General features: G+C 33.5%; 17 protein-coding genes. 4 read left to right on the top strand and 13 right to left on the bottom strand.

Annotated features, from left to right (window positions below; all coding sequences use genetic code 11):
* Positions 1-117 precede the first annotated feature (117 nt).
* The 4 genes from J3U23_RS02215 to hinT are packed head-to-tail and all read right to left on the bottom strand — an operon-like array spanning position 118 to position 3,344.
* Positions 118-1,359, bottom strand: coding sequence for a sigma 54-interacting transcriptional regulator (locus J3U23_RS02215; protein WP_267338304.1), 1,242 nt, complete (start codon positions 1,357-1,359; stop codon positions 118-120).
* The gene (nagZ, locus tag J3U23_RS02210) at positions 1,340-2,386 is read right to left on the bottom strand and encodes a beta-N-acetylhexosaminidase (RefSeq protein ID WP_267330182.1); all 1,047 of its coding nucleotides are present in this window, start codon (positions 2,384-2,386) and stop codon (positions 1,340-1,342) included. The genes J3U23_RS02215 and nagZ overlap by 20 nt, the downstream gene beginning before the upstream one ends.
* Positions 2,386-2,991 carry a penicillin-binding protein activator LpoB gene (locus J3U23_RS02205; protein WP_065563074.1) on the bottom strand — a complete coding sequence of 202 codons (606 nt, stop codon included), beginning with the start codon at positions 2,989-2,991 and terminating at the stop codon, positions 2,386-2,388. Before J3U23_RS02205 ends, nagZ begins: the two co-directional genes overlap by 1 nt.
* Before the next feature lie 5 nt (positions 2,992-2,996).
* On the bottom strand, positions 2,997-3,344 hold the full coding sequence (hinT, locus tag J3U23_RS02200; RefSeq protein WP_267330180.1) for a purine nucleoside phosphoramidase: 348 nt from the start codon (positions 3,342-3,344) through the stop codon (positions 2,997-2,999).
* A gap of 358 nt (positions 3,345-3,702) precedes the next feature.
* On the opposite strand from hinT, the gene rpsF reads away from it, so the two are divergent.
* From rpsF to rplI, 4 genes are read left to right on the top strand one after another with little or no spacing between them, the layout of a single operon-like run.
* Positions 3,703-4,086: a 30S ribosomal protein S6 gene (gene rpsF, locus J3U23_RS02195; RefSeq protein ID WP_034882519.1), complete on the top strand. Its 384-nt coding sequence runs from the start codon at positions 3,703-3,705 to the stop codon at positions 4,084-4,086.
* Positions 4,070-4,381, top strand: coding sequence for a primosomal replication protein N (priB, locus tag J3U23_RS02190; protein ID WP_065563076.1), 312 nt, complete (start codon positions 4,070-4,072; stop codon positions 4,379-4,381). The genes rpsF and priB overlap by 17 nt, the downstream gene beginning before the upstream one ends.
* A 4-nt stretch (positions 4,382-4,385) precedes the next feature.
* On the top strand, positions 4,386-4,613 hold the full coding sequence (gene rpsR, locus J3U23_RS02185; RefSeq protein ID WP_025314965.1) for a 30S ribosomal protein S18: 228 nt from the start codon (positions 4,386-4,388) through the stop codon (positions 4,611-4,613).
* Between the two features lie 22 nt (positions 4,614-4,635).
* Entirely contained in the window at positions 4,636-5,085 is a 450-nt protein-coding gene (gene rplI, locus J3U23_RS02180; RefSeq protein ID WP_065563077.1) for a 50S ribosomal protein L9, read from the top strand.
* 118 nt (positions 5,086-5,203) lie between these two features.
* Here the strand turns inward: rplI and celB are convergent, their stop codons facing one another.
* The 9 genes from celB to J3U23_RS02135 form a co-directional block, all read right to left on the bottom strand.
* Entirely contained in the window at positions 5,204-6,553 is a 1,350-nt protein-coding gene (gene celB, locus J3U23_RS02175; RefSeq protein WP_267338303.1) for a PTS cellobiose transporter subunit IIC, read from the bottom strand.
* 14 nt (positions 6,554-6,567) lie between these two features.
* Entirely contained in the window at positions 6,568-7,065 is a 498-nt protein-coding gene (locus tag J3U23_RS02170; protein WP_065563079.1) for a hypothetical protein, read from the bottom strand.
* Between the two features lie 11 nt (positions 7,066-7,076).
* Positions 7,077-7,418: a PTS cellobiose transporter subunit IIA gene (locus J3U23_RS02165; RefSeq protein ID WP_065563080.1), complete on the bottom strand. Its 342-nt coding sequence runs from the start codon at positions 7,416-7,418 to the stop codon at positions 7,077-7,079.
* Between the two features lie 2 nt (positions 7,419-7,420).
* Positions 7,421-9,424 (bottom strand): BglG family transcription antiterminator, encoded by a 2,004-nt coding sequence (locus tag J3U23_RS02160; RefSeq protein WP_267338302.1) that lies wholly within the window; start codon positions 9,422-9,424, stop codon positions 7,421-7,423.
* 133 nt (positions 9,425-9,557) lie between these two features.
* The gene (locus J3U23_RS02155) at positions 9,558-9,875 is read right to left on the bottom strand and encodes a PTS cellobiose transporter subunit IIB (RefSeq protein WP_065563107.1); all 318 of its coding nucleotides are present in this window, start codon (positions 9,873-9,875) and stop codon (positions 9,558-9,560) included.
* 25 nt (positions 9,876-9,900) lie between these two features.
* Entirely contained in the window at positions 9,901-11,331 is a 1,431-nt protein-coding gene (locus J3U23_RS02150) for a 6-phospho-beta-glucosidase (protein WP_267330177.1), read from the bottom strand.
* A 152-nt stretch (positions 11,332-11,483) separates the two neighbouring features.
* Complete coding sequence (locus J3U23_RS02145) at positions 11,484-12,026, bottom strand: RNA polymerase sigma factor (protein WP_267338301.1); 543 nt, start codon at positions 12,024-12,026, stop codon at positions 11,484-11,486.
* Positions 12,027-12,285: 259 nt separating this feature from the next.
* A complete protein-coding gene (locus J3U23_RS02140; RefSeq protein ID WP_065734374.1) occupies positions 12,286-12,570 on the bottom strand; it encodes a YciI family protein in 285 nt (94 codons plus the stop codon).
* Between the two features lie 127 nt (positions 12,571-12,697).
* Positions 12,698-12,925, bottom strand: coding sequence for a ChaB family protein (locus tag J3U23_RS02135; protein WP_267330175.1), 228 nt, complete (start codon positions 12,923-12,925; stop codon positions 12,698-12,700).
* Positions 12,926-12,939 lie beyond the last annotated feature (14 nt).

Genomic DNA, 12,939 nt, shown 5'->3' with positions numbered 1-12,939 from the left:
TATTATAAAAACTTTTTATAATAAAATATGATATTGTAAATCCGTATCAGTTCTATCTAGTCTCAATAACTTTTCCTATCCTTAAGAGTTTAATGTGTTTACTAGTGAACCAACAAACTACCGCCCCACCCTATAATCCCTGAGCTTATTAGCAATCGCAGTATGCGATACACCCAATCTTTTTGCGAGTTTTCTAGAGCTTGGATATTCGGTATACAAGCTTTTTAAAACTTCTTTTTCGAATTGTTTGGTCATTTCATCAAGTGTTTTATTTTCGATATCATTGATCCAAGAAACTTGGGTCGATGTTATCGTAGGTAGAACAATATCTTTTACTGTTAATTGTGATGATGTCAATTGAGATAATGCGGAATAAAGTACATTTTTAAGCTGTCTTACATTACCTGGCCAAGAGTATTGCGTTAAGTAAGGAATAACATCCTGACTCACTTTTGGCGGGGTAATACCTTGCTTATTAGCAAATTCATCAATGAAAATATGAGTAAGTGGTTCTATGTCATCCTTGCGCTCTTTTAGTGAAGGTAAATTTAAAGACAATACATTCAAGCGATAATAAAGATCTTTCCTAAACTTTCCTTGTTCCACCAACTCAGCTAAATCAACTTTAGTCGCACAGATGATTCTAACATCAACGTAAACTTCGTTATCGTCACCTACTCTTCGAAAATATCCATCATTAATAAAACGTAATAATTTGGTTTGCATTTGGAATGACATCTCATCAATGCCATCAAGTAATACAGAACCACCATTTGCTTGCTCAAAAAAACCTTTTTTACTTTCAACTGCTCCGGGATAAGCGCCTGCTGCATGTCCATAAAGTTCACTTTCAACAACATCATCGGGCATTGCTGCACAATTTAAACCTAAAAAAGCTTTATCACCCCTAGGACTATATTGGTGACATGCGCTAGCTAATAAATCTTTACCAGTCCCAGTTTCACCAGTGATTAGTAATGGTTCTCGTTGCACCGAAAATGCTTTAGCTTGAGCAATCAACTTTTGCATAGCTTGACTTTGAACGGCGAAAATATCAAAAGCATGACTGCCAACAACATTGATTTTTGATAGTCGTCTTTTTAAATATTCAACCGGTTGTAAAACAAAAGTAATTTTGAATGATTCACGGACTTTTTGCAATAAAAAATACTGCGAATTTAAAACAATAATAGCATCATCATGCTGAGCTAAATTGAACGCTGCATCCAAATTAAATACATTTTGATAATCAAATTTTTGATTTAAATTCAATAAATTAATAGAAAATAGCGCTTTTGCTACATTATTATAAGCCAACAGTTTTGAATTATTATCGATTTCAATGATGGCTGCTTGCATTATAATTTTCCCACTTTTCATTTAACTTCATTAAATTGTTATGACGAACTTGCCACTCATGGCTATTAATTAAGTCAACACAATTGATTTTAGTTGTCGTCAATAACTGTTTTGCTTTATCAGTTAGTAATGATTGTTTTTTATTTAAATTAGTCAACGCATCTAAAATAGCTAATGTGCCATTGCGGTTATTACATGCCAATAATAAATCACAACCAGCATTAAGTGCAGCTTCTGCTCGTTGAGCATGATTACCTAAAATCGCTGCACCTTCCATTGATAAATCATCCGAAAATATAATGCCATTAAAATGTAATTGTTCACGTAATACAGTTTTAAGCCAAAATGCTGATCCGCTAGCTGGTTTATCATTAAATTCAGGATAAATGACGTGAGCAGGCATAATGGCATCAAGTTTCTTTTCTGCGATCAATTTTGCAAAGATCTGCATATCATTTTCAATAAGTGCTTTAGATCGATGATCAATTGGTGTTTCTTTATGAGAATCAGCAATCACATGACCATGACCTGGAAAATGTTTACCCGTTGTTTTCATCCCTGCACAATGCATACCATCAATCATAGATGATGCAATTTGATAAGCAATATTGATATCTGAATGAAAGGATCGACTACCTATTGCTAAACACTCATGGCCTAAATCTAATACCGGCGCATAACTAAGATCGATATCGTAGGCAATCAATTCTATAGCCAACAACCAGCCAGCATCAAAGGCCAATGATTTAGCCTGTTCGATATCATTAAGCAATGCGAATGATTGAGCAGGAGGAATATGGGTAAAACCTTTTTTAAAGCGTTGAACTCGCCCCCCCTCATGATCGACCGAAATTAATAAACGCTCAGATGTGGTAGCACGAATCTGTTTAATCAGTTCAGTTAATTGTTCTGGATCTTCGTAATTACGACTAAATAAGATGATACCTGCAACCAACGGATTTTGTAAAAGCTTTACATCATCATTAGTTAACGATGTTCCTTGCACATCAATCAATAAAGGCCCCATTACTCCGCAGCCCCTTGAACATTATCCGATGGCACATCTTTTGATGTTACCCGTTGTAAAATTTCACCAGTTTGCGTTGAAAGTAACTCCATAGAAAGGTTTGCATTATCATTTTCTGATGGAGATTTATAAAGTGTAGTAAAAAGCACATATCCAGCATTCATTGATTTTGCTAAGCCTATCATTTTGCTTCGTGATACAAGTTTATCATCAGCCGAAATACCTAATGCTTGTTTGGCTCGGTTGATAGATTGCCTATCAGCGACAGTAAAAAGATTTTGTTTATTCATTAAGCTATGTAACGTTTCATCAACCTGATTTGTTGCTAAATAATCTCCACTGCGATTTTGAATGTCACTAATCAACAAAACTTTATTGCCTTCAATTGAGGATGAAGATTGCATTATTTTATTTACAAGAGGTGATAAAATTGTATTCCAATCAATTGTCTTTGCAATCTGTGGAGGCGTATCTACTACACCTGGATCACTCGGTGTTTCAATTGGGGCTTTAACTTCAGTTTTTTGATTAGAACCTAAAAGTTGACAACCAGCCAAGCTTAAAGCCAGCATACTAATTACTGCGGTACGTTTAAACTGTTTCATATAAGTTAACCTATTAATCGCCCTAAATTTTTACCGCCCAATAAATGCATATGAATATGAAAGACTTCTTGTCCCGCATCCTTATTACAATTCATAATTAAACGGTAACCACTTTCATCAATACCTTCCTGCTTGGCAATTTTAGCTGCCACTACCACCATATGACCAAGCAAAGCTTCATCAGACGCTTCTATATGATTTATGGTTGGAATCAATTTATTGGGAATAATTAAGATATGTGTAGGAGCTTGAGGCGAAATATCTCGAAATGCAGTAACTTTATCATCTTGAAAGACAATATCAGAAGGAATTTCACGGCGAATAATCTTACTAAAAATGGTTTCTTCAGCCATATAAACACTCCCTAAAAAAATAGCTATTAATTTTAAATTTTTATTCTGTTAAGAATAGCATACTTTAATGACAAAAATGTATAGATATCGTTACATTTTTATATTTACGCTTCATATTTTGATAAAAAAAGTTGAGGAACGGGGTTTTTGAGGGAGCTAGTAGCCGTTTTTTTGATGATTAAGACTATATTTTCCTCGTAAATAGCCAAATCGTATTTTTATAACTTATTCATTTGTTAAAGAGATTAATTTGATATATAATGCGCCGTCGATTTCAACCGCTTAATTTTCATGTTCCTTGCTTTCAATGGGTTGCGGTTGCCCCGACAGAAAGCTGATTAATCCGTAGGGAGCGATAATGCGTCATTACGAAATTGTATTTATGGTTCACCCAGATCAAAGTGAACAAGTGCCTGGTATGATTGAACGTTATACTGGTACATTAACCACTGATGGTGGAAAAATCCATCGTTTAGAAGATTGGGGTCGTCGCCAATTAGCCTATCCTATCGAAAAACTGCATAAAGCACACTATGTGTTAATGAATGTAGAAGCTACTCAAGAAGCAGTCAATGAACTTGAAGATAACTTCCGTTTCAATGATGCAGTAATTCGCAGTTTAATTATGCGCACAAAACACGCTGTAACTGAAACATCACCTATGCTAAAAGCTAAAGATGAACGTCGTAGTTCAGAAGAAGATTATAGCGATGTAAACATGGACGATGATTCAGAAGAATAATCGTTTAGTTTTGTCGGGCTTGGTTACCAAAACCCCGATAAAAAAAATGAGTCCCAGTGGGATTTTACACTGCCAGTTTTATTTAGAACACGTTTCTGAACAAATAGAAGCAGGATTCCCAAGACAAGCATGGTGCACAATGCCAGTTATTGTCAGTGGACAACAAGAGTTAAGTTACAGTATTAAAAAAGGCAGCAAAGTATTAGTAAGTGGCTTTATCAGCACACATACTAAACGAGATAAAACCAGTCAATTAGTTTTACATGCTGACCAAATTAAACTATTAGGAGAATAGCCAAATGGCACGTTATTTCCGTCGTCGCAAATTCTGCCGTTTTACAGCAGAAGGCGTTAAAGAAATTGATTATAAAGATGTTTCTTTATTAAAAAGCTATATCACAGAAAGTGGTAAAATTGTACCAAGCCGTATCACTGGTACTAGCGCAAAATATCAACGTCAATTAGCTCGCGCTATCAAACGCGCTCGTTACTTGGCATTATTACCATATACTGACAACCATCAGTAATTAGCAACAGAGGGAACATATAATGCAAATTATTCTACTCGATAAAGTTGCTAATTTAGGCAGCTTAGGTGATCAAGTTAATGTTAAAGCGGGTTATGCTCGTAACTTTTTAATTCCACAAGGTAAAGCAGTACCTGCGACTAAAAAGAATATTGAATTCTTTGAAGCGCGTCGTGCTGAATTAGAAGCAAAACTAGCAGAAACGTTAAAAGCCGCAGAAGAGCGCGTATCTGAAATCAATGCATTAGGTAAAGTAACTATTACTTCTAAAGCGGGTGATGAAGGTCGTCTATTCGGTTCAATTGGTACTCGTGATATCGCTGATGCAGTTAAAGCTCGTGGTATTCAAGTATCAAAAAGCGAAGTTCGCCTGCCAAATGGTGTATTACGTACTACTGGTGAACACGAAGTGTTATTCCAAGTACATAGCGAAGCTTTTGCTAAAATTATTGTTGAGATTATTCCTGAATAATCATCAGATAATAGCAATAAAAAAACCCGTTTACTATAACGGGTTTTTTATTATATCAATTTATTTTTTCTATCTATTACTACCTTAACAAGAATAATTCATTAAACGATTTTGTGACTTATTCTTCAGTTTGAACATCTGTTTCTGATTTTACTTGTTCTTCTTTATAAAGTTTATTGTCGTACATTTTGACAAACGGCAAATAAATCACCAAAGCTAATATTGCTGAAAGTATCGCAACAAACATAGCACGATAATCACCACCGGTACCAATAAATGCCCCTAATCCCATTGGTGATGGCCACGGCACTAGCGCAATAATAGGATTCATAAAACCACTACTTATAGCAAAATAACCTAAAGTACCACAAGCCATTGGCGCTAATAAAAATGGTATGGCAAGATATGGGTTATAAACTATCGGCATACCAAAAATAATTGGCTCATTGATATTAAAGATTGCAGGAACTGCTGAGGCTCGACCTAAAATTTTCAATTGACTCGACTTAGCACAAAAAGCAATAAAGAATGTCATAAGAAGTGTAGAACCTGAACCACCTAAAATAACCAAAGAATTGTTAAACTCTCCCGCAAATGGAATATGAGCACCACCAACGTTTTCATTCATATTAGCCAGCATTATTGGTGTTATAAAAGCACCAATGATACTTGCACCATGAATACCTACAACCCAAAGCGCATGAATTAAAAATAAAATGACCATAATACCAAGCCAGCTTTTAGTCAAATTGGTTACAAAGGTAAATGGAACACCAATAATATCGAAAATATCAGTACCAAAGAAAATTAAAATACCATTTAAAATAATAACTGTAAAAGCAATAACAAAGGTTGGAATTAGTGCAGTAAATGAGCGTGATACACCTAATGGAACGGTTTCAGGCATTTTAACCACCCAATTACGACGTACACAGAGGAAATAAAGTTGAGTTGCCACAATAGCCATTACTATTGCAATAAAAATACCCGAAGTACCTAATCGGAAAACAAATGGTTGTAATCGTAATCCATTGAAGACTTCACTTTGGTCACTAAGCAATACCATAGAACCATTTTGTAGAACTAATTCCGGTAAAGTCATAACAAAAGCAAATACTGATAACATAGCACCATTAAGCGCATTCACTTTTAAACCGGTTTCTTCTTCCTCAATTTTGGTTAATTCATAACCAACTACAATGTTAAAATAAAGCGCCAATATTCCCATTGTCGCTGTGTTCGCAATCATATAAAGATCGCTTACTTTGAAAATGGTATTTTGGAAAAGAGTTTCTAATCCAGTAAATGTCATTGGTAATGTATTAAATACTAAAAACATCGACCCAACGATACAAAAAGGAACTGATGCCATCCCCGCTGCCATTACTGCCCTTACAATCTTAAACTGCGATATTTTAGCCATCGGAGTCATTAGATATTTTTGTAGCAACACAAATCCGGTATTCATTTTGTTTTCCTCATTTAATTAATGATTTCTTGATAAGCTTGAATTCTTTTAAAATGTTTATCCTCATTACGTTCGATTTTTTTCAATTTTATTAATATAAGAATTGTAAAAACTAAACTTGTTAACATTATTCCCAATAGTATGTTTATGGCCTCTTGTGAATTTTTTAAGAATGGAAAGAAAAAGTGAAATAATGGAGTGAATATCGAAACAATTAACGCAATGATAGATATCAACATTATTTGATAAAATAAACTTGCATAGCGTAGATGGTTTTTATGATTTCGATAAAGTTTAATTTGCTCAAAACTGGTTAGCGTAGCAAGTATTATGAGCATAATAGGTAGCACGATAGCTATAGATAAACTTCCCATCAAAAAAACTGCCCAATAGAGATTTATAAACAAAAAAAATGCTGTAGCATAACGAACCGCTAAAAAGCGATTAAAATAGAGGTTAGTCAAACTAACTTTTTTATGTAATTTAAGTTGGCTTTCAAGTGGTGTATTCATCTCAAACCTCTTTATTGATTTGATAACTTATATGTTTGTTGATATAGATGGGACATCTCAATAGCAATTTCTCTCAATGTCATCGTCGTCATCAAATGATCTTGAGCATGAACCATAATGATTTCCATCTCAATTTTAGTGCCACTTGCATAAGATTGAAGCAATTCAGTTTGAGATTTATGTGCTTCTAAAATCTCATGATTGGCTTCTTCAAGTAACTGCGTTGCTTGTTCGAAATTAGCCTCTCTCATCGCTTTAAATGCAAGGTGAATTTTGGTTTTGGCATTACCACTATGCAAAATAATATTGAAAGCAGTAATTTGAATATCCTCCGAGCTCATTATGTCAGTCATTGCTACGCTCCTTTTTCAATTAGTTGGATAAAGTAAGATTTGAATTGATTAAAATCGGTAATTTTTAACATTGCATCTTGCATAGCTAAATCATCAATTAAATTGACAATCGCTTTGGTCATCATAGCTAAGTTGGAATTTTGGTATATTGATGGAGAAATCATAAAAATAAACTTAACATCTTGATAATTTATATCCCAACTCACACCTTGAGGCATAACAGCAATCGCTATTTTGGCTATCTTACCTACTGGAATAGCTGGATGAGGAACCACTATGGTTGGACTAAAGATTATTTCACCTAACGCCATCCTTTTTTCCATCTGTTTTTTCATCTCTTGCTTAAAGTTCTTTGATTCATTGATAGATAATAAATCAAGCAAATGATCCAACACGGCTTGTTTAGATGGTTTATTGGGACACAAGTAAAAATAATCAGCAGCAATTTCATCAAATACTTGAGCTATATATTTTGAATGATTCTGTTTTTTATCATCAATTGGTAAGAAATTTTTGGGTAATGAATTGGGGGTTTGTCTATGAGAAAGATATCGGCGAATTGCTTGAACATCTTCTTCACAAAAAAATACAGAAACATGAAATACTGGTACTTTAAATACTTTGGATGATAAATCGACAGAAGAAATAATAAAATCGATATCATTTAACATCTCTTGTTCTATTTCATAATAACCACGTGTTGCTATAATTTTTACTCGCTCATCAAATTCACTTTCTACTCGATTTTTAAGTAATTGTGCACTACCAAGCCCCGTTGCGCAGATAATTAATACTTTAGCTTTCTGTTCATTTTTTAATTTTTCCAGTGATGCCAGAAAATGAAGTGCTAAATACCCCCACTCATCATCAATAACATTATATTTATTTAAATTGGGTAATTGATTGAAGTAACGCTTAACTAACCCAAAAACTTCACCATATTGGCTTTTAATTTCATCTATTAGAGGATTTTCTAATTTTATATTCTGTGCTAAACGCACAAGCATTGGTTTTAAATGCTGAATTAACCCATTTTTCAACTGTTCATCATGCCAAAAAGGATAGCCTGTTTCTTGTTCAATTTTTAAAAGTAAATTAGTTAATAAAGCGCCAAGTTCTTCATCAAGATCGTCTTGGATTAAATTTGATTTACTCATCAAATGTAGCGTAAGGTACATTTGCTCTTCTTTAGGAAAATGAAAACCAATTATCGATTCAATACGAGCGATGATTCGATTAGCAACTTGATATTCAATAGCTGAATCAGCTGAAACAAGTAAATCAAGATTTTGGATTGTAAGCCCCGACTGCAAACGTTTAATACTTAATGACAAATGTAGGACTATATTTTGAATCATTACATCAGATAATTTGATATTCGCTTCACGACACTCATCTAAAATAATGATAGTTAAGGTATCAAAGCTAATTGCTTCACATGCTTGATTAAAATAGGATAAATGGTGTAAAAAATTGATTGAATCCTCATGAAAAAAGTAACTCATAATAAAATGACGTTTAGCTTTTTCTTCACCATCAACATAAATTAAAGAATGGCTTTTTTTAAGCGTGAGTTCATAAGGTTGTAATTGGGACTTAATTTCCGTAATATCTTTATTCAATTGGGATGAGCTAATAAATAGCTGTTCAGATAATGCTTCAACATCAATTTTTTGGCTTTCAAGTAATAATAAATTAAGGATATAGTGCTTTCGTTCACTTGCTTCCCGGCATTGGGATTTCTCAATATTTTTATCTAATAAATGATATTCAATCAAAAATAAATTAAATGCAGTTCGATCTAATATTTCAAGTTGAAAACCATAGCCTTGTTTACTAACAATATTACCGCCATTGCGTTCTATTAATGTTTTTAAATCTTTAAGATAGGTACGTACAGTACGATCTGATAACGATAATTCCTCCGCGAGTTCTTGACTACTTTTAAATCCATTTTTAGAACGAATTAATAAACTAATAAGTTCTCGTTGTTTTTGTTTTATCATTATCTACTATACCTTAACTATTAATGAGAATTATCCTAAAAGATCAAGTCATTAAAATATAAGCTACTTCTATGATGCGATTATTAAACTAAACAATCGCATCAAGAACGGTAGAACTCAGATTTGCCTAAATTTAATTAATATTGTCCTCAACTAATTTAGCTAGTTGTTCAATACCAGATTGAATTGGAATATAAGCCTGAAAAGGAATACTCACAACAGGTTTACCCACTTCATCACCTAATGCTTTTAATTTATCAAACATCATCATGGTTTGTGGACTAATTAAAAACAGTGAAAAATCACTATTTTTAATTTTATTACTACCTTCAGTTGCAGATACCGCATCAAGTTCAATAGGTACATTTTTACTAGCAAAAAATTCAGTTACCTTTTTGGCCATAAGCGATGATGACATGCCAGCTGCACAAATAATTAACGCTTTTTTCATAACTTCTCCTAATGAATTTAAATCGTTATAAGGTTTCACCATTTGACTCAATGACTTTTTTATACCAAGCAAATGAATCTTTACGGCTACGTTTTAAGGTTCCATTACCTTTATTGTCTTTATCAACATAAATAAAGCCGTAACGTTTTTCCATTTCACCAGTTCCAGCTGACACTAAATCAATACAACCCCATGGAGTATATCCCATCAAATCTACACCATCTTCTTCAACCGCTAACTTCATTTGTTTAATATGTTCTCGTAGATATTCAATACGATAACTATCATGAATACTTCCATCAGCTTCAACTTTATCATATGCACCAAATCCATTTTCCACAATGAAAAGCGGTAAATGATACATATCAGTTAGCCAATTTAATGTGTAGCGCAAACCTTCCGGATCGATCTGCCACCCCCAATCAGATTTTTTAACGTATTGATTACCAATTAAATCGGTTTTTTCATTATATTCATAGTTATCTGATTTTTTTCTAATCGCATTAGACATGTAATAACTAAAACCAATGTAATCGACTGTACCGTTTTCTAATACTTCGAGATCTTGGCTTGTCACGTCTAATTTAAAGCCTTTGCGTTGCCAGTATTTGATAATATGATTAGGATATTGACCATGAACATGAACATCAGTAAAGAAATACTTGCGCTCCATGACTTTTTGAGCCATTAAGATATCACCTGGTTTACAGGTTTCCGGATAGATTGGCACAACGGCAATCATACAACCAATTTGAAAATCAGGATTGATAGCATGACCTATTTGCACCGCTTTTGCGCTTGCAACTAATTCATAATGCGCAGCTTGATACATGATTTCTTCTCTGTTATCACCTGCTTTGTAATAAATACCTGAGTTAGTGAAAGGCGCAAAATCTTCATTAAAATTAGCTTGGTTATTGATCTCATTAAAGGTCATCCAATATTTCACTTTATTTTTATAACGATCAAAACAGACCTCAGCAAAGCGAACAAAGAAATCAATTAATTTACGATTACGAAAACCACCATACTCCGTAACTAAATAGTAAGGTAATTCAAAATGTGAGAGGGTAACAACTGGTTCAATATTGTATTTTAAACATTCATCAAATAGATCATCATAAAATTTTAGCCCTTCTTCGTTGGGTGCCAGTTCATCACCTTTAGGAAAAATTCGAGTCCAAGCAATCGAAGTTCGAAAACATTTAAACCCCATTTCAGCGAAGAGTTTAATATCATCTTTATAATGATGATAAAAGTCGATAGCCTCGTGATTAGGATAATACTCACCAGGAATGATTCCTTCGGTAATTTTTCGATAACTTTTAGGCGATCCAACAGTCATCACATCGGCAACACTAGGACCCTTACCACCAGCTTGCCAAGCACCCTCTAATTGATGAGCAGCAACAGCGCCTCCCCATAAAAAATCTTTTGCTAAACCTTTATTATTCATAATCAAGCACCTGTATTATTAAGAATTCAAGTTAAGTATAAAAGGAAAAAAATCGAATTACGAACCAATATTTTCCGTATTGATAAGGAAAATAGATATGCATTGCTGGAATGTCCTAAACATAATTAGGACATATTTAGAACAGTATCAACTTATCTTAAAAGATAATTTAGATAGGTTTTTGAATCCAACTTTTCTTTTATAATCATTCTTGCTCGATGCAATCTGCTTTTTACTGCCTCAATAGTGATACCCAATTTTTCAGCAACTTCGGGTGCACTATATTCTTCAATATCGCGCAAAATTAATACTTGACGATAGATGAATGGTAACGAACCAATAGCATTGGTTAAATCAATATGCAGACTCAAATCTGTATTTTGCATAGCGATGTTTTCTAGATTAAATTCACTATTAATACTTTTTGATTGTCTAGCTCTAAATAATCGATAACACTCCCTTTCAATAATTCGAAATAACCAGCTGGCGAAAGTCGCTATTGTTTTCAATGTGCCAATTTTTCTATACATTAGCCAAAGAGCGATTTGCACAGCATCTTCAACATCTTCAGTTGAAGAACAAGTTCGCCTAGCAAACCTTTTAATATCAGGTTGGCAAAAGATAAGTAATTGTTCTAAAGCTTGTTTATTGCCCATACAAGCCGCTTGAATGAGTTTTTCGGTTTTTAGGTTCATATAATTTAATTATTGTGAATTTTTTAATTTTGTTATGCTAAAAGTATCATTTCCTAAGACTTTTAAATAACATTTATTTGATTATATAGAGGATGAATAGTGGCAAAAGGATTCATAAAAATTTGCAATTTTAGATATTGATTAAATCTGCGTGCGGATTATGACGATCAATTAGTCGAGCAAATTCCTATCATATTTATGAAATTTTGAAGATATCACTAAATTGAATATTTAAGCTTGAATATTCAATTGGTAAGTATTAAATAAATGCTTCAAATCCGTTGGCATATTTAGTTGGTACAAATTCAATTATGTCGTACTCGGCAATTTGATAAATATAAAACGGATCTTCTTGCATTATTGCTAGTGCTTGTTCTTTACTTTCTGCACGACAAAGAATCACCCCACCAGTACGAGGAACTTTGCGACCAGAAGCAATAAAATGCCCTGATTGATAATGACGTTCTAGATAATCGATATGTTGCGGTAAGTATTTTTCTACTTCACTAATGGATTTCAGGTAGGTAAGAGAGAAAATAAACATTTTAATGTCTCCATTTAAAAAATAATAAGCCAACCATATATGTTGGCTTTGATTATACTAGTTTTTATTGAGCATCAATCATACACTATTATGAGAATGTTAAAAAAAGTATACATCGTTAAAATTACTATTTTGCAACCCATTTGCCGTTTTCATCTTTATGATAAAGCTTTTCAACCGCTGACCAAGCAACACGAAAAGCAACTTGCTCTGGTGAACTATTGTCTCGTCGTTTTTTAGGATCTTGATACTCTTTTATGGCACTATTGAATGCTTCTTTAAAAATATCTTGAGCATGGACAGGTAAAACATGTCGAACAGATTCTGGTAAGTCATCTCGTGTTTGATAAGGCATATCACATTCCCCTA

Origin of the sequence: Gilliamella sp. B3367, assembly GCF_026536825.1 — a bacterium.
Lineage (GTDB): Bacteria > Pseudomonadota > Gammaproteobacteria > Enterobacterales > Orbaceae > Gilliamella > Gilliamella apicola_E.
Note: the sequence above shows the minus strand (reverse complement) of the source record. Positions and strands in the feature narration are given on the sequence as shown.